Origin of the sequence: Streptomyces sp. IBSNAI002 (assembly GCF_052244475.1) — a bacterium.
Lineage (GTDB): Bacteria > Actinomycetota > Actinomycetes > Streptomycetales > Streptomycetaceae > Streptomyces.
In genome coordinates this window covers 3119639-3142842 of sequence record NZ_JBQPXG010000002.1, presented here as the reverse complement: position 1 = coordinate 3142842, position 23204 = coordinate 3119639, and the positions used below count along the sequence as shown (strand labels likewise).

The 23204-nt window shown below is 69.8% G+C and carries 18 protein-coding genes; 14 read left to right on the top strand and 4 right to left on the bottom strand.

What is annotated here, in order from left to right; genetic code table 11:
- Positions 1-87: 87 nt before the first annotated feature.
- Positions 88-1374 (top strand): ATP-dependent Clp protease ATP-binding subunit ClpX, encoded by a 1287-nt coding sequence (gene clpX / locus ACTVZO_RS15235; protein ID WP_443298900.1) that lies wholly within the window; start codon positions 88-90, stop codon positions 1372-1374.
- A gap of 67 nt (positions 1375-1441) precedes the next feature.
- Here clpX and ACTVZO_RS15230 read toward each other — a convergent pair whose 3' ends face one another.
- Entirely contained in the window at positions 1442-2362 is a 921-nt protein-coding gene (locus ACTVZO_RS15230; protein WP_443298899.1) for a hypothetical protein, read from the bottom strand.
- A 128-nt stretch (positions 2363-2490) separates the two neighbouring features.
- Here ACTVZO_RS15230 and ACTVZO_RS15225 point away from each other — a divergent pair, with 128 nt between their 5' ends.
- A complete protein-coding gene (locus ACTVZO_RS15225) occupies positions 2491-5112 on the top strand; it encodes a valine--tRNA ligase (RefSeq protein WP_443298898.1) in 2622 nt (873 codons plus the stop codon).
- An 83-nt stretch (positions 5113-5195) separates the two neighbouring features.
- Positions 5196-6413 carry an IS30 family transposase gene (locus ACTVZO_RS15220; protein WP_443298897.1) on the top strand — a complete coding sequence of 406 codons (1218 nt, stop codon included), beginning with the start codon at positions 5196-5198 and terminating at the stop codon, positions 6411-6413.
- A 92-nt stretch (positions 6414-6505) separates the two neighbouring features.
- Here ACTVZO_RS15220 and ACTVZO_RS15215 read toward each other — a convergent pair whose 3' ends face one another.
- Positions 6506-7051, bottom strand: a complete 546-nt coding sequence (locus ACTVZO_RS15215; RefSeq protein WP_443298896.1) for a vitamin K epoxide reductase family protein — start codon at positions 7049-7051, stop codon at positions 6506-6508.
- 152 nt (positions 7052-7203) lie between these two features.
- Between ACTVZO_RS15215 and ACTVZO_RS15210 the strand changes: the two genes are divergently transcribed.
- Positions 7204-8358 (top strand): sensor histidine kinase, encoded by a 1155-nt coding sequence (locus ACTVZO_RS15210; RefSeq protein ID WP_443298895.1) that lies wholly within the window; start codon positions 7204-7206, stop codon positions 8356-8358.
- Between the two features lie 78 nt (positions 8359-8436).
- On the opposite strand, the gene ACTVZO_RS15205 is transcribed toward ACTVZO_RS15210, so the two are convergent.
- Both ACTVZO_RS15205 and ACTVZO_RS15200 read right to left on the bottom strand, forming a co-directional pair.
- Positions 8437-9423: an IS481 family transposase gene (locus ACTVZO_RS15205; protein ID WP_443298085.1), complete on the bottom strand. Its 987-nt coding sequence runs from the start codon at positions 9421-9423 to the stop codon at positions 8437-8439.
- 80 nt (positions 9424-9503) lie between these two features.
- Complete coding sequence (locus ACTVZO_RS15200) at positions 9504-10553, bottom strand: rod shape-determining protein (protein WP_443298894.1); 1050 nt, start codon at positions 10551-10553, stop codon at positions 9504-9506.
- A gap of 117 nt (positions 10554-10670) precedes the next feature.
- On the opposite strand from ACTVZO_RS15200, the gene folC reads away from it, so the two are divergent.
- The 10 genes from folC to ACTVZO_RS15150 all read left to right on the top strand — a co-directional run bounded on the left by folC (position 10671) and on the right by ACTVZO_RS15150 (position 23181).
- Positions 10671-12188, top strand: a complete 1518-nt coding sequence (gene folC, locus ACTVZO_RS15195) for a bifunctional tetrahydrofolate synthase/dihydrofolate synthase (RefSeq protein ID WP_443298893.1) — start codon at positions 10671-10673, stop codon at positions 12186-12188.
- Between the two features lie 2 nt (positions 12189-12190).
- The gene (locus tag ACTVZO_RS15190) at positions 12191-12559 is read left to right on the top strand and encodes a DUF4233 domain-containing protein (protein ID WP_443298892.1); all 369 of its coding nucleotides are present in this window, start codon (positions 12191-12193) and stop codon (positions 12557-12559) included.
- A gap of 64 nt (positions 12560-12623) precedes the next feature.
- Positions 12624-13034 carry a nucleoside-diphosphate kinase gene (ndk, locus tag ACTVZO_RS15185; RefSeq protein WP_361751243.1) on the top strand — a complete coding sequence of 137 codons (411 nt, stop codon included), beginning with the start codon at positions 12624-12626 and terminating at the stop codon, positions 13032-13034.
- A 288-nt stretch (positions 13035-13322) separates the two neighbouring features.
- A complete protein-coding gene (locus ACTVZO_RS15180) occupies positions 13323-14342 on the top strand; it encodes a rod shape-determining protein (protein WP_008738981.1) in 1020 nt (339 codons plus the stop codon).
- Between the two features lie 134 nt (positions 14343-14476).
- Positions 14477-15424 carry a rod shape-determining protein MreC gene (mreC, locus tag ACTVZO_RS15175; protein ID WP_443298891.1) on the top strand — a complete coding sequence of 316 codons (948 nt, stop codon included), beginning with the start codon at positions 14477-14479 and terminating at the stop codon, positions 15422-15424.
- 13 nt (positions 15425-15437) lie between these two features.
- A complete protein-coding gene (gene mreD / locus ACTVZO_RS15170) occupies positions 15438-16142 on the top strand; it encodes a rod shape-determining protein MreD (RefSeq protein ID WP_443298890.1) in 705 nt (234 codons plus the stop codon).
- A 13-nt stretch (positions 16143-16155) separates the two neighbouring features.
- A complete protein-coding gene (mrdA, locus tag ACTVZO_RS15165; protein ID WP_443298889.1) occupies positions 16156-18336 on the top strand; it encodes a penicillin-binding protein 2 in 2181 nt (726 codons plus the stop codon).
- A 14-nt stretch (positions 18337-18350) separates the two neighbouring features.
- Complete coding sequence (gene rodA, locus ACTVZO_RS15160; protein ID WP_443298888.1) at positions 18351-19550, top strand: rod shape-determining protein RodA; 1200 nt, start codon at positions 18351-18353, stop codon at positions 19548-19550.
- A 61-nt stretch (positions 19551-19611) separates the two neighbouring features.
- Positions 19612-21183, top strand: a complete 1572-nt coding sequence (locus ACTVZO_RS15155; protein WP_443298887.1) for a CYTH and CHAD domain-containing protein — start codon at positions 19612-19614, stop codon at positions 21181-21183.
- 72 nt (positions 21184-21255) lie between these two features.
- Positions 21256-23181, top strand: coding sequence for a TIGR03960 family B12-binding radical SAM protein (locus ACTVZO_RS15150; protein ID WP_443298886.1), 1926 nt, complete (start codon positions 21256-21258; stop codon positions 23179-23181).
- The last annotated feature ends 23 nt before the right edge of the window (positions 23182-23204 follow it).

The window sequence follows — 23204 nt, the reverse complement described above, 5'->3', positions numbered from 1 at the left end:
CGCAGGGGGCCCCCGGCAAGGTACCGTCGGATATGAGGCACCAGGAGCGCTGAACCAGGCGTCTCCCAGGCGAAGGGGAAGCACCTCGTGGCACGCATCGGTGACGGCGGCGACCTGCTCAAGTGCTCGTTCTGCGGAAAGAGCCAGAAGCAGGTGAAGAAGCTCATCGCAGGACCCGGTGTGTACATCTGCGACGAGTGCATCGACCTCTGCAACGAGATCATCGAAGAGGAGCTCGCGGAGACCTCCGAGGTCCGGTGGGAGGAACTCCCCAAGCCCCGTGAGATCTACGAGTTCCTGGAGAGCTACGTCGTCGGCCAGGAGCCGGCGAAGAAGGCGCTCTCCGTCGCGGTGTACAACCACTACAAGCGGGTCCAGGCCGGCGAGAACGGCGGCGGGCAGGGCCGCGAGGACGCGATCGAGCTCGCGAAGTCGAACATCCTGCTGCTGGGCCCCACCGGCTCCGGCAAGACCCTGCTCGCGCAGACGCTCGCCCGCATGCTGAACGTCCCGTTCGCCATCGCCGACGCGACGGCGCTGACGGAGGCCGGGTACGTCGGCGAGGACGTCGAGAACATCCTGCTCAAGCTGATCCAGGCCGCGGACTACGACGTCAAGAAGGCCGAGACCGGGATCATCTACATCGACGAGATCGACAAGGTCGCCCGCAAGAGCGAGAACCCGTCGATCACGCGCGACGTGAGCGGTGAGGGCGTGCAGCAGGCCCTCCTGAAGATCCTCGAGGGCACGACGGCCTCGGTGCCCCCGCAGGGCGGCCGCAAGCACCCGCACCAGGAGTTCATCCAGATCGACACGACGAACGTGCTCTTCATCGTGGGCGGCGCCTTCGCCGGCCTGGAGAAGATCATCGAGTCGCGTGCGGGCGCCAAGGGCATCGGCTTCGGGGCGACGATCCGCTCGAAGCGCGAGATCGAGGCGAGCGACCAGTTCCAGGAGGTCATGCCGGAGGACCTGGTGAAGTTCGGGATGATCCCCGAGTTCATCGGCCGCCTCCCCGTGCTGACCTCGGTGCACAACCTGGACCGCGAGGCCCTGCTCCAGATCCTCATCGAGCCGCGCAACGCCCTGGTGAAGCAGTACCAGCGGCTGTTCGAACTCGACGGTGTGGAACTGGACTTCGAGCGCGAGGCCCTCGAGGCCATCGCCGACCAGGCGATCCTCCGCCAGACGGGCGCGCGCGGCCTGCGCGCCATCATGGAAGAGGTCCTGATGTCGGTGATGTACGAGGTCCCGTCCCGCAAGGACGTGGCCCGCGTGGTCATCACGGCGGACGTGGTCCGCTCCAACGTCAACCCGACGCTGGTGCCCCGTATCGTCCCCAAGGACCAGGGCCCGCACGAGAAGTCGGCGTAGCCGTACGGAACATGCGGAAGGGGCACTCCCGGCCGGGGGTGCCCCTTCCGCATGTCCTTGCGGGCCGCTACTTCTTGACGCGGGAGGTGTTGTAGAGCTTCGCGGTCAGGTCCGCGGTCTGCTCCAGGGTGTAGCCCGACTTGCCGGCGAGCACGGAGGCCATCTCCATCGAGGTGACCGTGCTCAGGGTGCTGTAGTCACCCCAGATGCAGATCGGGAGGGTGAACTCCTTGGGGCCCTTGGTCGTCGTGTCCTTGGAGGAGAACTTGGCCTCCTGGCACTTCATGACGGCGCCCTTGAACCCGGCCGGGCTCATCGTCTTGGGGCTGCCGATGAGCTCGACGTTCGTCTTGCTGTCGTCCTTGGTGGCCTCCAGCTTGGCCAGGGCGAAGTACGCGTCCACGGCCTTCTCCGGATCGGCGATCTCGCCGTAGATGCCCGAGAAGTTGAGGAGCTTGCCGGCCAGCGGGTTCGCCGGGTCACCGGACTGGTAGGTCATGCCGACCTGGGTGGGGTTCTTCACGCCCACTCCCTCGGCTTCCTTCTTGTCCTTGTCGGTGAAGGGCTTGTCCTTGTACTTCGGGTCCTTCTTGAAGTCGTCGACCGACTCCGGCGCCACCAGCTTGTACCCCTTGGTGTCGGCCGCGATGGAGCCGCCCGCGCCGCCGCCCAGGAAGTACCAGCCGCCGCCCGCGATCACCGCGACCGCGACGACCACGCCGATGACCACGCCGGCCTTGGACTTCTTCGGAGGCTGCTGCGGGGGCATGCCGCCGTACGGGGGCTGCTGGTAGCCGTAGGCCGGCTGCTGCTGGGGCTGCTGCGGGTAGCCCTGCGGCGGGACGCCCGGCTGCTGCGGGTATCCGTAGCCGGGCTGGGGCGCGGGCTGGCCGTACGGGCCCGGCGGCGGCGGGGGCTGCTGCCCGTAGGGTCCGGGCTGCTGCGGCTGCGGCTGCTGTCCGTAAGGCCCTGGCTGGTTGTAGCTCATTCCGCGTCCCCCAATGAGGTTGCTTATACGTCCCACACATCCTGTCGGAAGGCGCGGGCGGACAGGTCCCCGGGGCACCCCGATTACCGGTTTCATGACTGGACTGTTACGGCCCTAAACTGTGCCTCGTGACCGAGAACACGCAGACACCCAGCAGCCCCAACTCCGAACTGCCGACCCAGTACGCGCCGGCCGAGGTAGAGGGGAAGCTCTACGAGCGCTGGGTGGAGCGTGGGTACTTCACGGCCGATCCCAAGAGCGAGAAGCCCGCGTACACCATCGTCATCCCGCCGCCGAACGTCACCGGCTCCCTGCACCTGGGGCACGCCTTCCAGCACACGCTCATGGACGCCCTGACCCGCCGCAAGCGGATGCAGGGCTTCGAGTCGCTGTGGCTGCCGGGCATGGACCACGCCGGCATCGCCACCCAGAACAAGGTCGAGCAGCAGCTCGCCGAGGAGGGCAAGTCCCGCCACGACCTGGGCCGCGAGGAGTTCGTCGAGCGGGTCTGGCAGTGGAAGGAAGAGTACGGCGGCAAGATCCTCGGCCAGATGCGGCGCCTGGGTGACGGCGTCGACTGGAGCCGTGAGCGGTTCACCATGGACGAGGGCCTGTCCAAGGCCGTCCAGACGATCTTCAAGAAGCTCTTCGACGACGGGCTGATCTACCGCGCCGAGCGCATCATCAACTGGTGCCCCCGCTGTCTCACGGCCATCTCCGACATCGAGGTGGAGTACCAGGAGGACGCGGGCGAGCTCGTCTCGATCAAGTACGGCGAGGGCGAGGACACCCTGGTCGTCGCCACGACCCGCGCCGAGACGATGCTCGGTGACACGGCCGTCGCCGTCCACCCGGACGACGAGCGGTACGCGCACCTCGTCGGCAAGCAGATCAAGCTGCCGCTGACCGACCGGACCATCCCGGTCGTCGCGGACACGCACGTCGACCCGGAGTTCGGCACCGGCGCCGTCAAGGTGACCCCGGCGCACGACCCGAACGACTTCGCCATCGGACAGCGCCACGGCCTGCCCAATATGACGATCATGGACGAGCACGGTGTCATCACCGTCCACGGCCCCTTCCTCGGCCTGGACCGCTACGAGGCGCGTTCCGCGGTCGTCGGCGCCCTGCGCGAGCAGGGCCGCATCGTCGCCGAGAAGCGCCCGTACCTGCACTCCGTCGGGCACTGCTCGCGCTGCCGCACCACCGTCGAGCCGCGCCTGTCCCTCCAGTGGTGGGTCAAGGTCGAGACGCTCGCCAAGGCCGCCGGCGACGCCGTCCGTGACGGCCGGGTCTCGATCCACCCCGAGGAGATGTCGAAGCGCTACTTCGACTGGGTCGACAACCTCAACGACTGGTGCATCTCGCGCCAGCTGTGGTGGGGCCACCGCATCCCGGTCTGGTACGGCCCGGCGGGCGAGGTCGTCTGCGTCGGACCGGACGACGAGGCACCGACGGGGGAGGGCTGGGTCCAGGACACCGATGTCCTCGACACCTGGTTCTCGTCCGGCCTGTGGCCGTTCTCGACGCTCGGCTGGCCGGAGAAGACCCCGGACCTGGAGAAGTTCTACTCCACCGACGTCCTGGTCACCGGCCACGACATCATCTTCTTCTGGGTCGCCCGGATGATGATGTTCGGCCTGTACGCGATGGACGGCGAGCCCCCCTTCAAGACGATCGCGCTGACCGGTCTGGTCCGCGACGAGCGCGGCAAGAAGATGTCGAAGTCCTTCGGCAACGTGGTCGACCCGCTGGACTGGATGGACAAGTACGGCTCCGACGCCGTCCGCTTCACCCTGGCCAAGGGCGCCAACCCCGGCACCGACGTCCCGATCGGCGAGGACTGGGTCCAGGCCTCGCGCAACTTCGCGAACAAGATCTGGAACGCCACGCGCTTCGCGCTGATGAACGGCGCGACGATCGAGGGCGAGCTGCCGCCGGTCGAGCAGATGTCGGCGACCGACCGCTGGATCCTGTCCCGTCTGAACAAGACCGTCGCGCAGGTGGACGCGTACTACGAGGACTTCCAGTTCTCGAAGCTCAGCGAGGCCCTCTACCACTTCGCGTGGGACGAGGTCTTCGACTGGTACGTCGAGCTGTCGAAGACGACCTTCTTCGCGGGCGGCGAGGGCGCCAGGGTCTCCGGCCGGGTCCTCGGTGAGGTCCTGGACACGACCCTGCGCCTGCTGCACCCGGTGGTCCCCTTCGTCACCGAGACCCTGTGGACCACGCTGACGGGCGGGGAGTCCCTCGTCGTCGCGGACTGGCCCGAGGACAGCGGCTTCCGCGACGAGGCCGCCGAGGCCGAGATCGAGAACCTGCAGGCCGTCGTCACCGAGGTCCGCCGGTTCCGGGCCGACCAGGGTCTGCAGCCGGGCCAGAAGGTCCCGGCCCGCCTGGACCTCACCGGTACGGCGCTGGCCGCGCACGAGGGTGCCATCCGGCAGCTGCTGCGCCTCCAGCCGGAGGGCGACTCCTTCAGCGCCACCGCGACCCTCCCGGTCGCCGGTGCCACCGTCGCGCTCGACCTGTCGGGCACCATCGACGTGGCCGCCGAGCGCAAGCGGCTGAGCAAGGACCTGGCCGCCGCCGAGAAGGAGAAGCAGCAGGCCGAGGGCAAGCTCGGGAACGAGGCCTTCCTGGCCAAGGCCCCCGACAACGTCGTGGACAAGATCAAGGGCCGCCTGGCCAAGGCCGAGGCGGACATCGCCCGGATCCAGGCCCAGCTGGACGGGCTGCCCGCCGCGTAGTACCCCCGTGCACGCTGAGAAGGCCCCCACGCCGTCGGCTTGGGTTCTAGAAGTCGTCGCAACACCCCAGCTCAAGGGGTGCGATGGAGTTCGAGATCCGCGAGGTGCGGACGGTGGCCCAAGGCCGTCGGAAGCTGGTCCGTGAGCGGGAGGAATACTTCCGGCTCATGGACCAGGGCCTGAGCAGTTCCGAAGCCTGCAGACGAGTCGGGATCAACCTGCGCACGGGCAAGCGGTGGCGTAACGGCCGCAACCCGTCGGGCCGGCACAAGGCGGCACCACCGGTTCGTCCGGTGGTGCCGCCTTCCGCGTCGTCGCGGTATCTGTGTGAGGCCGACCGGATCCACATCGCAGACCGGCTGCGGGAGAAGGCCACGATCCGGGCGATCGCGGCCGAGCTGGGCCGCAGCCCGTCCACGGTCAGCCGGGAGCTTCGCCGCAACCGGCACCCGGGGAACGGGCAGTACCGGCCCTTCGCGGCGCAGGCCCGGGCCGATGACCGCCGGCCACGGCCCAAGCCGCGCAAGATCAGCCAGAACCCCGAGCTGAGAGCCGCGGTCCAGGCCGGCCTGGACGAGCTGTGGAGCCCGGAGCAGATCTGCCAGGCTCTGCGGGCACAGTTCCCCGACCGGCCGGAGATGCACGTGGTCCACGAAACCGTCTACCAGGCCCTCTACGTCCAAGGACGCGGGGAACTGCGCAGGGAGCTCGCCGGAGCACTGCGGACCGGACGGGCCCGCCGCAAGCCCCACCGCCAGGCCCAGCAGCGACGGCCCCGCTTCGCCGAGCCCATGGTCATGATCAGCGAGCGTCCCGCCGAGGCGGAAGACCGTGCGGTCCCCGGCCACTGGGAAGGCGACTTGATCATCGGCAAGGACAACGGGTCCGCGATCGGAACCCTGGTCGAGCGGGCCACCCGATACGTGATGCTCGTGCACCTGCCGGACGGCCGGAGCGCCGAGCAGGTCCGCGACGCACTGCAGGAGACCGTCCAGCTCCTGCCTGCCCACCTGAAACGGTCCCTGACCTGGGACCAGGGTTCGGAGATGGGCCGCCATCACGAGTTCACCGTCGCCACCGACGTTCCGGTCTACTTCTGCGATCCGGCCAGTCCCTGGCAGCGCGGCTCGAACGAGAACACCAACGGCCTGCTGCGGCAGTACTTCCCCAAGGGCACCGACCTGTCCGTCCACGACCGGGAACACCTCGACGCCGTCGCCGCCCAGCTCAACGGCCGCCCACGCAAAACGCTCGACTGGGAAACCCCAGCCGAGCGCCTGCATAAACTGCTCGCGGCCTGATCAACATGACCACGTGTTGCGACGACCCCTAGAAAGCACCCGGTCGACGTGGGGGCCTTCCTCCGTATGGCTTCCCCGCGAGGGGGCCGGTGTCACAGGAGGCGGGTGCCGAACTCCGTCACGATCAGCACGGCCACCACCGCGTACGCGGTCAGCGGTACCAGCCAGTGGGGGAGCGCCCGCAGCCGGGAGCCGGGGCGCGACAGCTGCCGGGTGACGTACCAGAACAGCGGGATCATCACCGCCCACACGACCATGCACCACGGGCACAGCGCGCCGATCACGTACAGGCACTGGCCGATCAGCCAGACCGTGAACGCGAAACCGGCGGCGACCCCGGCCCACAGCCCCCGCCACAGCCAGCGCGGGAACACGGCCCCGGCGACCAGTGCCACCCCGAGCCCCGCGAGCGCGGCGAAGCCGGCCAGGCCGAGCAGCATGTTCGGGAAGCCGAGCAGGTTGCCCTGCCAGGTGGTCATCACGTCTCCGCAGCTGAGGACGGCGCTGACATTGCACCCCGGGGTGAACAGGGGGTCCTCGAGGGTGCGGATCCGGTCGTACGTGAGGACGCCGGAGGCCAGGGTGCCCAGGAGGCCGCTGATCAGCACGAGCAGTGACGTGCCCCGAGTGGTGGTCATTCCTCCGACGGTACGAGGGCCGGGCCGGCCCGCGGCAGGGCGGAAGGTCGCGGTGATCCGGGACCTCCGGCCTGTCCGAAGTGCCCTATATCACTCGTTATCCCGTCCGCGTGGATCCCGATCCTGGGAGATGACCACGGATGATGGAGGGCATGCACGTCAAGCCCGCCGCCTCCTCGGCGCTCCACCGGGTCGTGGCCTCCGGGCGCCGGCTCACCGAGGGCTGGGCCGGTTCACCGAGGGCACTGGACGTGCTGACGGCGCTCAGCTGCCTGGCCCTGATGGCGCTGGACATCCCCGGGCTGGCCGCGGCCGACAACTCGCTCAACGGGCCGCTCGCCGCCGTCGTGCTCACCGTCGGCTGTTCCAGCCTGCTGGTGCGGCGCAGGATGCCCTGGCTCTCGTACCTGGCCGCGCTGCTGTTCGTCGGCTGGCTGCACGAGCTGACCCTGATCCAGTTCGCCCTCTACTCGGTCGGCCGCTACCGCGGGCGCCGGGCCGGGATCCTCTCCACCCTCGGCTACGTGGCCTTCGCGATGGCCCTGTTCTACGGGGTGCCGGACTGGCCCGCCTCCAAGGCCGAGACCTTCAGCGGCTTCCTCAGCGTGGTCGTGCCCATCGGGGTGCTCGCCTCGGCCGTCGGCATCGCCGCGTACCGGCACGACCTGGTGTCGGAGCTGACCGAGCGGCGGGCCGAGTCCGCCGTGCTCCAGGCCGTGCAGCAGGAGCGCACCTCCGTGGCCCGGGACGTCCACGACTTCGTCGGGCGGGAGCTGACCCTGCTGACGGTGCGCTCCGAGGTGCTGTCGTCGCGGGCCCGCGAGACGGCGTACGCCAAGGACTTCGAGGAGCTGGCCGACACCGCCCGCCGGGCCCACCTGGTGCTCAACGAGATCATCGTGCAGCGCGGCGGCCGGACCTCGACCCCGGGGGTGGAGGGGCTGGCGGCGCTGGCGGAGGAGAGCGGGCGGGCCGGTTCGCCGGTACGGCTCGCCATGGACCCGGCGGTGGCGGCGCTGTCGCCGCTGCGGCAGGCGGCGGTCTACCGGGTGGTGCAGGAGTGCCTGACCAACGCGGCCAAGCACGCGCACGGCGAGACCATCGACGTGTCGATCGCGGCGGACGGCCCGCGGCTGCGCATCGCCGTCAGCAACGCGCTGCCGGCCCGGAGCCCGGGCCGCGCGCCCGTCTCGGCGGGTTCGGGCACGGCGAGCATGTCCGAGCGCGTGCGCAGCCTGGGCGGCGAGCTGACGGCGAGGCGTACGGACGACTCGTACGAGGTCGTCGCCAGCCTGCCGCGCGGCTAGGGCCTGTCGTCACACTCCCGTCTGCCCCGCGACGGGAGTTTGACGACAGGCCCTAGTTGTGCGACTGCTGGTGCTTGATTACACCGGGGCCTCGGTCTTCTGCTTGAGGCGTTCGTAGGGTGTCTGGCCGCCGAGGGCGCCGTGGGGGCGGTGGTAGTTGTAGTAGTCCTCCCACTCTCGCAGCTTGTCGTTGAAGACGCCTGTGTCGTCGATGACGAGGCCGTCGAGCATGCGGTAGAACTCCTCGGCGTCGATGCGATGGGAGCGTTCGACTTTGCCGTTGAGGTGCGGTGATGCGGGTTTGATGTAGGTGTGGGCGATGCCCTTGTCGAGAACGTTCCAGTGGAAGGCTGACTGGAACTCCGCGCCGTTGTCGGTCTGGATGACCTCGATGCGGAACGGCAGGCGCTCGAGGACGTAGTCGAGGAACTGGACGGCGGTCTTCTGGTCGCACCGCGGGTAGATCCGCAGCACCCGCAGCCTGGTGCAGTCGTCGATGGCGGTGAACTGGTAGTACTTCGCCCGGCGCCGCCGTTTCGGAAGGGGCCCGGTCACCGGCGCTGCCGCAGGAGCCTGCGCAGGGAGGCCGATCGGCTCGATGAATTTGACGTCGATCTGGACGCGGTTGCCGGGCAACTGCTTCTCGTAGCGGGTGTAGCGCTTGTCGTGGCGTTTGTAGCGCTGGGAGGCCGGCAGCCGGTTCAGCCCGAGCTTCTTGAGGATGCGGTAGACGGCTGAACAGGCGATGTCGATGTCGTGGTACCGCTTGAGGTACATCTTGATCTTCATCGGACCGAAGTAGTAGTGCCGCCGCAGGTAGACGATCTTGTTCACGACGTCGGCCTCGGTGGCGTGAGGACAGTGGTGCGGCTTGCTGGACCGGTCCCGCAGGCCGTCGAGGCCTTCGTCCTGGTAACGGCGCTGCCACTTATAGAAGCAAGTGCGGCTGATGCCGTAGTACCGGCAGGTCAGCGCGACATTCCCCGTGACTTCTTCGGCGTGTCGCAGGACCGCAAGGCGGTGCTGGGCCTGACGGTCCTGCTGCTGTTGAGGTGAAGGGGGCACGGCAGACCTCCGTCTACTCGGAGACCCATGTGTAACCAACGTCCGGCAGTTTCATACCTAGGGCGCTTCTTCGCCCGGTGTCAGCCCTTGGCCGGGGCCAGCAGGCTGCTCAGGGTGTCCAGGTCCTCGACGCAGCGGCCCGAGCCCAGGGCCACGCAGTCCAGCGGGTTGTCGGCGACGTAGACCGGGATGCCGGTGGCGGAGGCCATCCGCAGGTCCAGGCCGGGGAGCAGGGCGCCGCCGCCGGTCAGCACGATGCCGTGTTCCATCACGTCGCCGGAGAGCTCGGGCGGGCACTCCTCCAGGGTGGTGCGGACGGCGGCGATGATCGCCTCGATCGGCTCGTCCAGGGCGGTCCGCACGTCCGGAGCGGTCAGCTCGAGGGTCTTGGGCATGCCGCCGACCTTCTCGCGGCCGCGCACGGTGAAGGTGCGGGTCTCCAGCTCCGGCCGGTCCGGGACGGGCCAGGCCGATCCGATGCCGACCTTGATGTCCTCGGCGGTGCGCTCGCCGATGAGCAGGGCGTGCTCCTTGCGGACGTAGTCGATGATCGCGGAGTCAAGCCGGTCCCCGCCGACGCGCAGCGACTGCGAGGTGACGATGCCGCCCAGGGAGATCACGGCGACCTCGGAGGTGCCGCCGCCGATGTCCACGACCATGGAGCCGCGCGGTTCGGCGACCGGGAGCCCGGCGCCGATGGCGGCGGCCATCGGTTCCTCGATGAGGTGGACGGTGCGGGCTCCGGCCCGGGTGGAGGCGTGGATGATGGCGCGGCGCTCGACCTGGGTGACCCCGGACGGTACGCAGATCACCATGCGGGTGCGGGTGCGCCGGCCGGGGACTGCCTTGCGGACGAAGTGCCGGATCATCTCCTCGGCGGCCTCGTAGTCGCAGATCACGCCGTCCTTGAGGGGGCGGATGGCGGTGATGGAGCCGGGGGTGCGGCCGATGGTCTCCTTGGCCTCCGCCCCGACGGCCAGCGCGGTGGTCGTGCCCGCCTTCACGGCGACCACGGACGGCTCATTGAGCACGATCCCGTGCCCCCGTGCGTAGACCAGGGTGTTCGCGGTCCCCAGGTCTATCCCTATGTCGCGGCTGGATGCTGTCTTGTTGCTGCTGGCCTGCGGCATTTGTTCCCCAATCTCCTGCCCGCAAGGCTTGCATAACGATCTGGTCGCCCCGCCCGCCGGAAGTCCCGAAACGCCCGGGCCGAAAGTCCCGCCGGTCCTCGTCCGTAGACTGGCTCCGTGAGTGAGCAGCAGCCCGAGAGTCACGAGCCCGACGAGTTCGACCAGATCGTGGCGGAAGAGTCCGAACGCGACCCCGACCTGGCGGTGATCGAGGCCGGCAGCCGCACCCTGCGCGCCCAGGCCGGACCGCCCCAGGGCGACCCGGTGCCCGCCCGGCCCGTCGACCCGGAGGTCGCGAAGGCGCTGCTGGAGGTGGAGCAGGAGCTGGCGACGCGCTGGGGCGAGACCAAGCTGGAGCCCTCGGTGACGCGGATCGCCTCGCTGATGGACGTCCTGGGCGAGCCGCAGCGCGCGTACCCCTCCATCCACGTCACCGGCACGAACGGCAAGACCAGCACGGCCCGCATGATCGAGTCCCTGCTGAACGCCTTCGAGCTGCGCACCGGCCGCTACACCAGCCCGCACGTGCAGTCGGTCACCGAGCGGATCAGCCTCGACGGGGCGCCGATCACCGCGGAGCGGTTCGTCGAGACGTACCACGACATCAAGCCGTACGTGGAGATGGTCGACGCCGCCGAGGAGTACCGGCTGTCGTTCTTCGAGGTGCTGACCGCCATGGCGTACGCGGCCTTCGCGGACGCCCCGGTGGACGCGGCCGTGGTCGAGGTCGGCATGGGCGGCACCTGGGACGCGACCAACGTCATCGACGGCGCGGTCGCCGTGGTCACCCCGATCAGCCTGGACCACACCGACCGGCTCGGTTCGACGACCGGCGAGATCGCCCTGGAGAAGGGCGGCGTCATCAAGCAGGGCGCCACCGTGATCCTGGCGCAGCAGCCGGTGGACGCGGCGCAGGCGCTGCTGAAGAAGGCCGTCGAGGTCGACGCGACGGTGGCCCGCGAGGGCATGGAGTTCGGCGTGGTGGCGCGCGAGGTCGCGGTCGGCGGCCAGCAGCTGACGCTGCGCGGGGTCGGCGGGGAGTACGACGGCATCTTCCTGCCCCTGTACGGGGCGCACATGGCGCACAACGCGGCGGTGGCGCTGGCCGCGGTCGAGGCCTTCTTCGGGGTCGGGACCGGCGGTCAGGAGCACGCGCGGGTGCTGGACGCGGACACCGTCCGCAAGGCCTTCGCGTCGGTGACCTCGCCGGGCCGCATGGAGGTCGTGCGGCGCAGCCCGACGGTGGTGCTGGACGCGGCGCACAACCCGGCGGGGGCGGCGGTCACCGCGGACGCGGTCACCGAGTCCTTCGGTTTCAGCCGTCTGATCGGTGTCGTGGCCGCGAGCGAGGGCAAGGACGTCCGCGGGGTGCTCGAGGCCTTCGAGCCGATCTTCGCGGAGGTGGTGGTCACGGAGAACTCCAGCCACCGGACGATGGGCGCGGACGAGCTGGCGGCCGTCGCGGTCGAGGTGTTCGGGCAGGACCGGGTGCAGGTGGAGCCGAGGCTGGACGACGCCCTGGAGGCGGCGATCACCCTGGCGGAGGAAGAGGCCGAGTACGGAGGAGCCGGGGTCCTGGTGACCGGTTCCGTGATCACGGTGGGCGAGGCCCGCCTGCTGCTGAAGAGGGGCTGAGGATGCGCACGCTGTGTGCGAGCACGCTGATCGGCGAGTTCTTCGTGATCGGGTTCGCGGGCCTGGTGGCCATGAAGGACCCCGACCTGACCCAGGCCGCGGTGTGGACGGTGTGCGGGGTCACGATGCTGCTGTCGGTGCTGCTGTGCGGGATGCTCTCGCGTCCCGGTGCGGTCCAGCTGGGCTGGGCCCTGCAGATCGGCCTGATCGTCAGCGGGTTCGTCGTCCCGACGATGTTCTTCCTCGGCGCGGTGTTCGCGGGGCTGTGGTGGTGCTCGGTGCACTACGGCCGCAAGATCGACGCGATCAAGGCCCGCTGGGCGGCCACGGCGGAGGCGCCGTCGGCCCCCGGGGCGCCTGACGCTGCGTGACAGCTCGTCCGAACGGCCCTGTAGATTCGTCCTACCGCACCCGTATGCCGCAAGGAGCCGCAACATGACCCAGCGCACCCTCGTCCTGCTGAAGCCCGACGCCGTCCGTCGCGGTCTGGTGGGCGAGATCATCGGCCGTATCGAGCGGAAGGCCGGCTGGACCATCCCGGCGCTGGAGCTGCGCACGCTGGACCAGGAGACGCTCGAGGCGCACTACGGCGAGCACAAGGGCAAGCCGTTCTACGAGCCGCTGATGGGCTTCATGGCCAGCGGCCCGGTCGTGGCCCTGGTCGTCGAGGGCGAGCGCGCGATCGAGGGCGTCCGCCAGCTGGCCGGACCGACCGACCCGATCGCCGCGGCGCCCGGCTCCATCCGGGGGGATTTCGGCACGATCGTCCGGGAGAACCTGATCCACGCCTCGGACTCGGAGGAATCCGCGGAGCGCGAGCTGAAGCTCTTCTTCCCCGCGCTCTGACACTGACGTGACATCAGCCAAATAGCGCTCATGACCTGGGGCGACCGAAGTAATTTCGGTCGCCCTTCGGTATTTCCCGGCAGGAGCGGGAACGCCTGGGCAGAACACGTCGTCACCACTAAGGGGGCGGGTATCCATTCCGGCGGGATTGCCGGAGTCCCGTCGCGCGGTGTCCGTACTCCCGGCACTACGATGGGGCTTCCACCCACACACCCACCTCGCCGACCTGACAGCAGCCGCTATCAACTGGAAGGCCAGACGCTCCTCATGGGGAACAAGGGGAACAACATGTCGTTCATCGGCCGTGACATGGCGATCGACCTCGGGACCGCCAACACGCTGGTGTACGTGAGGGGCCGGGGGATCGTCCTGAACGAGCCGTCCGTGGTCGCCATCAACACGAACACCGGCGGCATTCTGGCGGTCGGCTCCGAGGCGAAGAAGATGATCGGGCGCACGCCCGGCAACATCGTCGCCGTAAGGCCCCTCAAGGACGGCGTCATCGCCGACTTCGAGATCACCGAGCGTATGCTCCGGTACTTCATCCTCAAGATCCACAAGCGCCGCTACCTGGCCCGCCCCCGCGTCGTGGTGTGCGTGCCCTCCGGCATCACCGGAGTGGAGCGGCGCGCCGTCATCGAGGCGTCCACGCAGGCCGGCGCCCGCCAGGTGCACATCATCGAGGAGCCCATGGCCGCCGCCATCGGCTCGGGCCTGCCCGTCCACGAGGCCACCGGCAACATGGTCGTGGACATCGGCGGCGGCACCACCGAGGTCGCCGTCATCTCCCTCGGCGGAATCGTCACGGCGCAGTCCATCCGGGTGGCCGGCGACGAGCTCGACAACGCGATCATCCAGCACATCAAGAAGGAGTACTCGCTCCTCCTCGGTGAGCGCACCGCCGAGCAGATCAAGATCACGATCGGGTCGGCGTACGACCTCGACAAGGACGAGCACACCGAGATCCGCGGCCGCGACCTGGTGTCCGGGCTGCCCAAGACGGTCGTCATCTCGGCCGCCGAGGTCCGCAAGGCCATCGAGGAGCCCGTCAACGCCATCGTCGACGCCGTCAAGACCACCCTCGACAAGTGCCCGCCGGAGCTCTCCGGCGACATCATGGACCGCGGCATCGTCCTGACCGGCGGCGGTGCCCTGCTGCGCGGCCTCGACGAGCGGCTGCGGCGCGAGACCGGCATGCCCATCCACATCGCCGAGGATCCGCTCGACTCCGTCGCCCTCGGCTCCGGCAAGTGCGTCGAGGAGTTCGAGGCCCTCCAGCAGGTCCTGGACGCCCAGCCCCGTCGCTGAACACACCCCTCCGTGCCGGAGGGACCATGCGGAACACACAAGGATCCGCCGTACGGGTGCTACCGGGCCCGTGCGGCGGATCGTTGATATACAGGCAAAACAACATTCCGATGAGGAAGGCACGGCCGCCGCACGTGAGGGACACACGAGAAAGCCGGCTGCTCCTGGTGCTTCTGATCGCCATCGCGTTCGCATTGATCACGGTGGACATCAGGGCAGGCGAGGAGTCGCCGGTCGACGGTGCCCGGCAGGCCGCCGCAGCGGTCTTCGGCCCGGTCGAGAAGGGCGTGGCCACCGCCGTCGACCCGGTCGCCAACGCCATAGGGGCGGTACGGGACTCCGGCGAGCGCCACAACCGGATCGCCGTACTGGAGCGCGAGAACGCGGCCCTGAAGGCCAGGCTCGGCAGCGACGAGCAGACCCGCAGCCGCATCCACGAGCTCGACGAGATGCTCAAGCGGGCCGGCGCGGGGCAGTACGGCATCAAGGGCGCCGAGGTCATCGCCATAGGAGCGGCACAGGGCTTCTCCTGGACCGTCACCATCGACGCCGGCAGCAAGGACGGCATCGAGCGCGACATGACCGTCCTCAACGGGGACGGACTCGTCGGCCGGGTCACCACCGTCGGCCCCGACACCGCCACCGTCGTCCTTGCCAACGACCCCGACTTCACCGTCGGCACCCGTCTGGAGAAGACGGGCGAACTCGGCTTCGCGACCGGACAGGGCGACCGCGCCCTGTCCGTGCAGATGCTCAACGGCAAGGCCAAGATCGGCCCCGGGGACCGCCTCGTCACCTTCGGCTCGCACGGCAACAAGCCCTTCGTGCCCGGCGTGCCGATCGGCGAGGTCGTCAAGGTCGACGCCGCCCGCGGCGACCTGACCCGCACCGTCTGGGTGCGTCCGTTCGTCGGGTTCTCGCGCCTGGACATCGTCGGCGTCGTGGTGATGCCGCCGCGCGACGACCCGCGCGACGCCGTCCTGCCGCCGAAGCCCGAGGCCCCCAAGCCCACCCCGACGGTCACCGTCACGGTCACCCCGTCAGGGTCCGCCAGCGTGCCCGCCAAGCCGTCCGACGAGTAGGAGCAGACCGACCATGCGCTTCAACCGGATCCTGCTCTCGGCCACGCTCGTCGTGGTCGCCCTCGTCGTGCAGGTCACCGTCCTGGGCCGGCTCCAGCTGCCCGGAGCCGTGCCCGACCTGCTGCTGCTCACCGTCGTCGCCCTCGCACTCGTGTACGGGCACGTCAGCGGCGCCCTCATCGGCTTCTCCGCCGGCCTCCTCGCCGACCTGGCACCGCCCGCCGACCACGCCGCCGGACGGTACGCACTCGTCCTGTGCGTCATCGGCTACGTGGCCGGGCTCGTGCGCCCCGACAACGGGCGCTTCCGCTCCGCCTGGGGCCCGATGCTGACCGTCGTCGGCGCGGCGATCGGCTCCACCCTGCTCTACGCGAGCGTGGGCGCCCTCGTCGGCGACACCGCAGCCCGCCACGTGGGCCTGACCGGGCTGCTGTTCACCGCCACCCTCTACGACCTGCTGCTCGCGCCGTTCACCGTGCCGTTCATCATGGCGCTGGCCCGGCGCGCCGAGAACGACCCGATGGCCGTCGAGGCCGGCGGCGGACCCCCGCAGGGCAAGGACGTGTCCTCCGGCTGGCTGGCCGGCGGCACCGGCCTGCGCATCGGCAGCCAGCGCGGCGGCCTGCGCCTGAAGACCGCGCGCGGCCGCGCCAACAAGGCCGTCCGCATAAAGGGCGTCAAGGCCGTGAAGAGCGTGAAGAGCGTCAGAAAGCTGTGAGGGAGGAGCCGACGTGACCAATGTTCCGGAGACCGGCCGCACCTCCCGTGTGCAGATCCGGCTCGTCATCATGCAGGTGCTCGTCCTCTCGATGCTGGTCACCCTCGGCGGGCGCCTGTGGTACCTCCAGGTCCGCAACGGCGAGGAGTACTACCGCGAGGCGAAGAGCAACCACGTGCAGCGGGTCGTCCGGCCGGCCGTGCGCGGGCCGGTCCTCGACGCCCGCGGCGTCCCGCTCGCCGACAACGAGACCCGTCTGGTCGTCTCCGCGAGCCGTACGGCGCTGATGAAGATGAAGGACCGGGGCAAGGGCGTCATGACCCGCCTCGCCGACGTCCTGGGCATGAGTCCCAAGGAGGTCATGGACAAGGTCCGGCTCTGCGACTCCCAGACCCCGAAGCCCTGCTGGAACGGCTCTCCGTACCAGCCCATCCCGATCACCCTCGAAGCCAGCACGCAGCAGGCGCTGCAACTGCGCGAACGGCCCGAGGAGTTCCCCGGCATCACCGCCGAGCCCACCGCCGTCCGCCGCTACCCGGCCCCCGGCGGAGCGCGCACCTCGCAGGTGCTCGGCTACCTCTCGCCGGTCACCGACGACGAGATCCAGAAGGCCAAGGACACCGACTCGCCGCACCTGCGGTCCGATCAGGTCGGCCGCTCCGGCATCGAGCGCACCTACGACAAGCAGCTGCGCGGCAAGGCGATGGTCACCTCGTACGAGGTCGACAACCTCGGCCGGGTCATGCACCAGACCGAGTCCGACCCGGGCGTGCCCGGATCCACCCTGGTCACCAGCATCGACGCCCGGGTCCAGTCCGTCGCCGAGTACGAGCTCCAGCAGGCGATGAAGACCGTCCGCCAGGAGACCGACAAGATCACCGGCCGCAAGTACGAGGCCGACTCGGGCGCCGTCGTCGTGATGGAGGCCAAGACCGGCCGCATCGTCGCGATGGCCTCCCAGCCGGACTACGACCCCAACGCCTGGGTCGGCGGCATCTCCGCCAAGGACTACGCCAAGCTCACCAGCAAGAACTCCAACTACCCGCTGCTCAACCGGGCCATCCAGGGGCAGGCCCCCGCGGGCTCCATCTTCAAGGTGGTGTCCGCGAGCGCGGCCGTCCGCGCCGGCTACCCCTTCGACAGCAAGTACAACTGCAGCAGCTCCTACAGCCTCGGCGGCCGCAGCTTCGCGAACTTCGAGTCCAAGGGGCACGGCCCCATCACCCTCGGCGAGGCGCTGAAGTTCTCCTGCAACACGGTCTTCTACGCCCTCGGGCACAAGGAGTGGCAGCGCGACGGCGGCCTCAAGCCCAAGAAGGACGCCCACGACTGGTTCTACCGGACCGCCCGCGAGTTCGGGCTCGGCTCCGAGACCGGCGTCGACCTGCCGAACGAGGAGACCGGCCGCATCCCCGACCGCCGGTGGAAGAAGACCTTCTGGGCGGCCAACAAGGACTCCTGGTGCAAGCAGGGCAAGAGGGGCGGCACCTACGTCGAGCAGATCGCCTACGAGAGCTGCCTCGAGGGCAACCAGCTGAAGGCCTTCGACAGCATCAACTTCGCCATCGGGCAGGGCGACGTACTGGTCACCCCCATCCAGATGGCCACCGCCTACTCCGCCATCAGCAACGGCGGCACCCTCTTCGACCCCACGGTCGGCAAGGCCGTCATCAGCCCCGACGGCAAGCACGTCGAGATGATCAAGCCCCGGCCGCACGGCAGGCTGCCGATCGACGCCCAGACCGTCAAGGACCTCGACAAGGGCCTGCGGATGGTCGTCGAGCCCGGCGGCACCGCCGCCTGGAGGTTCGGCGGCTGGCCGCTGGACAAGATCCCGATGCGGGCCAAGACCGGCACCGCCCAGGTCTACGGCAAGCAGACCACCTCGTGGCTGGCGACCTACACCGACGACTTCACCATCGTCATGACCATCTCCCAGGGCGGCACCGGCTCCGGAGCCTCCGGCCCCGCCGTCCGCAACATCTACAACGCCATCTACGGCCTCGACATGGCCGGCAAGCAGGACGTGAAGAAGGCCCTGCTGCTGGGGCCCGAGACGAAACTGCCCAGGATCCGCCCCGACGGCTCCATCGACTCCCCCGAGATCAGGCCGTACGTGCCGCCGTCCCCGGAGGAGCTGGCGCCGCCCGCGCTCGCCGGCCCGCCCGCCCAGCGCCCCGCGCAGCACGACTGAGGACCGAAACCGACATGCAGACCGCCAACAAGTTCTCCGTCTCCCGGTACGCGCCCGAGCGCGGGGCGATGGCCAAGCTCACCGCCCGCGACTCGGTGGTGCGCAGGCTCGACTGGCCGATACTCCTCTCCGCGCTGGCCCTGTCCTTCATCGGCGCCCTGCTGGTGTGGTCGGCGACCCGCAACCGGACGTCCCTGAACCAGGGGGACCCGTACTACTTCCTGGCCCGGCACGCCCTGAACACCGGGATCGGCCTGGTCCTGATGATCGGCACGATCTGGCTCGGCCACCGCACCCTGCGCGGCGCGGTGCCGATCCTGTACGGGCTCTCGCTCCTGCTGGTCATCGCGGTGCTCACCCCGCTCGGCGCCACCATCAACGGCGCCCACGCGTGGATCGTGATCGGCGGCGGATTCTCCCTCCAGCCCTCCGAGTTCGTGAAGATCACGATCATCCTGGTCATGGCGATGCTGCTGGCGGCCCGGGTGGACGCGGGCGACCTCACCCATCCCGACCACCGCACGGTCGTCAAGGCCCTGTGCCTCGCGGCCGCGCCCATGGGCATCGTCATGCTGATGCCCGACCTCGGCTCCGTCATGGTGATGGTCGTCATCGTGCTCGGCGTGCTGCTGGCCTCCGGCGCCTCCAACCGCTGGGTGCTGGGCCTGATCGGCTCCGGCGCCGGCGGCGCCATCCTGATCTGGCAGCTCGGCGTCCTCGACGAGTACCAGATCAACCGCTTCGCGGCCTTCGCCAACCCCGAACTCGACCCCGCCGGCGTCGGCTACAACACCAACCAGGCGCGCATCGCGATCGGCTCCGGCGGCCTCACCGGCTCCGGGCTCTTCAAGGGCTCGCAGACCACCGGCCAGTTCGTGCCGGAGCAGCAGACCGACTTCGTCTTCACGGTGGCGGGGGAGGAGCTGGGCTTCGTCGGGGCCGGGCTGATCCTGCTGCTGCTGGGCGTGGTGCTGTGGCGGGCCTGCATGATCGCCCGCGAGACCACCGAGCTCTACGGGACGATCGTGTGCGCCGGGATCATCGCGTGGTTCGCCTTCCAGTCCTTCGAGAACATCGGGATGACCCTCGGGATCATGCCGGTGGCCGGACTGCCGCTGCCGTTCGTCTCGTACGGAGGCTCGTCGATGTTCGCCGTGTGGGTGGCCATCGGGCTACTCCAGTCGATCAAGGTGCAACGGCCATTGTCGGCCTGATCCCCGGCCTGATCCCCCGTTCACCCTGCCGTCGCCGTCCGTTCAGGACTAAGTTCGGTCTATGGCGGACACGAAGCGCGAGATCGAGCGGAAATTCGAGTTCACTAAGGCGTCGGCGGCCCGGCGCGGAGTGCCGGACCTGACGGGCACGGCCGCGATCGCGGCCGTCTCCGACCAGGGCACCGTCGACCTGGACGCCGTCTACTACGACACCCCGGACCACCGGCTCGCCGCCGACGGCCTCACCCTGCGGCGCAGAACCGGTGGCGCCGACGCGGGCTGGCACCTCAAGCTGCCCGTCTCCCCGGGCGTGCGCGACGAGATCGCGGCCGCGCTCAGCGACACCGTCCCGGTCCAGCTGGCCGCCCTGCTGCGCTCCCGGGTGCGCGGGGCCGGGCTGGAGCCGCAGGTCAGGCTGGTCTCCTCGCGCAGGGTCAGCCACCTCCTCGACGCCGACGGAGCCCTCCTCGCGGAGCTGAGCACCGACACGGTCCGGGCGGAGCGCGGCGAGGCCACCGCCGGCTGGACCGAGGTCGAGGTGGAACTCGCCGACGGGATCGACCCCCGGCTGCTCGACGCGGTCGAGAAGGCCTTCCGCAAGGCCGGGCTCCGTGTCTCCGACGCCCCCTCGAAACTCGCCCGGGCCCTGACCGAGACCGAAGCCGAGCCGGGGGCCGAGGCCGGGGCCGGGGCCGGGACCGGTGCCGAGGCCGAGCCCGCCGCCGCACGGCCCGCGGCGGATCCCGGTGACGGCACGGCGGGCGCGTACGTGCTCGCGTACCTGCGCGAACAGCGCGACGCCCTGGTCACCCTGGACCCCGCCGTACGGCGCGGCCTGCCGGACTCCGTCCACCAGATGCGGGTCGCCACCCGCCGCCTGCGCAGCGCCTTCAAGACGTACCGCAAGGTGCTGGACCGGGCCGTCACCGACCCGATCGGCGAGGAACTGCGCTTCCTCGCCGCGGAGCTCGGCGTCGACCGCGACCAGGAGGTCCTGCTCGACCGGATCCAGGGCCACCTGGACGAGCTGCCGCGCACCCTGCTGATCGGCCCGGTCCGCGGCCGGCTGCGGACGTGGAACAACTCCCGCCGCTCCGGATCCCGCCGCCGGGCGCTGGCCGTGCTCGACAGCGCCCGCCACCTCGCCCTGCTGGACTCCCTCGACGCCCTGCTGGCCGAGCCGCCGCTGCGCAAAGCCGCCGGCGGGCGGGCCGAACGCGTCCTGCCCACGGCGGTGCTGCGCGACTACGAGCGCCTCGCCGGCCGGGTCGAGGGAGCGCTGGCCATGGAAGCGGGCGGGGAACGCGACGTGGCCCTGCACGAGGCCCGCAAGGCGGCCAAGCGCGCCCGCTACGCGGCGGAGGCGGCCACACCCGCCGTCGGCAAGCCCGCGAAACGCCTGGGCAAGGCCGTGAAGAGGGTCCAGACCCTGCTCGGAGACCACCAGGACAGCGTGGTCGCCCGCGAGGCCCTGCGCGGCCTCGGCGTCCAGGCGGCGGGCGCCGGCGAACCCTCCTTCACCTGGGGCGTGCTCTACGCCCGCGAGGAAGCCCTGGCCGAGCGGCGCGAACGGGAGCTTCCGGACGTCTGGGCCAAGACCTCCGAGCCGGGGCTGCGCGCGGCCCTGGGATGATCATGTGGCTGGGGGCGGCCGAGCCTAGAGGTACGCTTGAGAGCTGCCCCCTGCCCGCTTCACGAAAGTCGCGTGATGACCGAGTCGGTCTTCCCTCAGCTTGAGGCTCTGCTTCCGCACGTGCAGAAGCCCATCCAGTACGTCGGCGGTGAGCTCAACTCCACGGTCAAGGAGTGGGAGAGCTGCGACGTCCGCTGGGCTCTCATGTACCCGGACGCGTACGAGGTCGGGCTGCCCAACCAGGGCGTCATGATCCTGTACGAGGTGCTCAACGAGCGCGAGGGCGTGCTCGCGGAGCGCACCTACAGCGTGTGGCCCGACCTCGAGGCACTGATGCGCGAGCACCAGGTGCCCCAGTTCACGGTCGACAGCCACCGCCCCGTATCGGCCTTCGACGTGTTCGGCCTGTCCTTCTCCACGGAGCTGGGCTACACGAACATGCTCACGGCCCTGGACCTCGCGGGCATCCCGCTCGAGGCCAGGAACCGCACGGTCGACCACCCGATCGTCCTCGCGGGCGGCCACGCGGCCTTCAACCCCGAGCCGATCGCGGAGTTCATCGACTGCGCCGTCATCGGCGACGGCGAGCAGGCCGTCCTCGACATGACCGAGATCATCCGCACCTGGAAGGCCGAGGGGCGGCCGGGCGGACGCGAGGAGGTCCTGCTGCGCCTGGCGAAGACCGGCAACGTCTACGTGCCGGGCTTCTACGACGTCGAGTACCTGCCGGACGGCCGCATCGGCCGTGTCGTGCCCAACCGCTCCGGCGTGCCGTGGCGGGTGTCCAAGCACACGGTCATGGACCTCGACGAGTGGCCGTACCCCAAGCAGCCCCTGGTCCCGCTCGCCGAGACCGTCCACGAGCGCATGTCCGTGGAGATCTTCCGCGGCTGCACCCGCGGCTGCCGTTTCTGCCAGGCCGGCATGATCACGCGCCCCGTGCGGGAGCGAAGCATCACCGGCATCGGCGAAATGGTGGAGAAGGGCCTCAAGGCGACCGGCTTCGAAGAGGTCGGCCTGCTCTCCCTCTCCTCGGCGGACCACACCGAGATCGCCGACATCGCCAAGGGCCTCGCGGACCGCTACACGGACGACAAGGTGGGCCTGTCCCTGCCGTCGACCCGCGTGGACGCCTTCAACGTGGACCTGGCCAACGAGCTGACCCGCAACGGGCGCCGCTCCGGCCTGACCTTCGCCCCCGAGGGCGGCTCCGAGCGCATGCGCAAGGTCATCAACAAGATGGTCTCGGAGGAGGACCTGATCCGCACGGTCTCCACGGCGTACGGCAACGGCTGGCGCCAGGTGAAGCTGTACTTCATGTGCGGCCTGCCCACCGAGACCGACGAGGACGTGCTCCAGATCGGCGACATGGCGGTCAACGTCATCGCCAAGGGCCGCGAGGTCTCCGGCCAGAACGACATCCGCTGCACGGTGTCCATCGGCGGGTTCGTGCCGAAGCCGCACACCCCGTTCCAGTGGGCTCCGCAGCTGTCGGCCGAGGAGACGGACGCCCGCCTGGGCAAGCTCCGCGACAAGATCCGCGGCGACAAGAAGTACGGCCGCTCCATCGGCTTCCGCTACCACGACGGCAAGCCGGGCATCGTCGAGGGCCTGCTCTCCCGCGGCGACCGCCGCATCGGCGACGTCATCCGCGCCGTGTACGAGTCGGGCGGCCGCTTCGACGGCTGGCGCGAGTACTTCTCGTACGACCGCTGGATGGAGGCGGCCGAGAAGGCGCTGCCCGCCTACGGTGTGGACGTGGCCTGGTACACGACCCGCGAGCGCACCTACGAGGAGGTCCTGCCCTGGGACCACCTGGACTCCGGTCTCGACAAGGACTGGCTCTGGGAGGACTGGCAGGACGCCCTCGACGAGACCGAGGTCGAGGACTGCCGCTGGACCCCGTGCTTCGACTGCGGCGTCTGCCCGCAGATGGACACCAGCATCCAGATCGGCCCGACGGGCAAGAAGCTGCTCCCGCTGTCGGTCGTGAAGTGATCCAGGGCTGATCGAGGCCCCGC

Excerpts from the sequence above, each read along its gene's own strand:
- ACTVZO_RS15230 (WP_443298899.1), bottom strand. The coding sequence starts at position 2,362 with ATGAGCTACAACCAGCCAGGGCCTTACGGACAGCAGCCGCAGCCGCAG.
- ACTVZO_RS15220 (WP_443298897.1), top strand. The coding sequence starts at position 5,196 with ATGGAGTTCGAGATCCGCGAGGTGCGGACGGTGGCCCAAGGCCGTCGG.
- ACTVZO_RS15215 (WP_443298896.1), bottom strand. The coding sequence starts at position 7,051 with ATGACCACCACTCGGGGCACGTCACTGCTCGTGCTGATCAGCGGCCTC.
- ACTVZO_RS15210 (WP_443298895.1), top strand. The coding sequence starts at position 7,204 with ATGCACGTCAAGCCCGCCGCCTCCTCGGCGCTCCACCGGGTCGTGGCC.
- ACTVZO_RS15200 (WP_443298894.1), bottom strand. The coding sequence starts at position 10,553 with ATGCCGCAGGCCAGCAGCAACAAGACAGCATCCAGCCGCGACATAGGG.
- ACTVZO_RS15190 (WP_443298892.1), top strand. The coding sequence starts at position 12,191 with ATGCGCACGCTGTGTGCGAGCACGCTGATCGGCGAGTTCTTCGTGATC.
- ndk (WP_361751243.1), top strand. The coding sequence starts at position 12,624 with ATGACCCAGCGCACCCTCGTCCTGCTGAAGCCCGACGCCGTCCGTCGC.
- ACTVZO_RS15180 (WP_008738981.1), top strand. The coding sequence starts at position 13,323 with ATGTCGTTCATCGGCCGTGACATGGCGATCGACCTCGGGACCGCCAAC.
- mreD (WP_443298890.1), top strand. The coding sequence starts at position 15,438 with ATGCGCTTCAACCGGATCCTGCTCTCGGCCACGCTCGTCGTGGTCGCC.
- rodA (WP_443298888.1), top strand. The coding sequence starts at position 18,351 with ATGCAGACCGCCAACAAGTTCTCCGTCTCCCGGTACGCGCCCGAGCGC.
- ACTVZO_RS15155 (WP_443298887.1), top strand. The coding sequence starts at position 19,612 with ATGGCGGACACGAAGCGCGAGATCGAGCGGAAATTCGAGTTCACTAAG.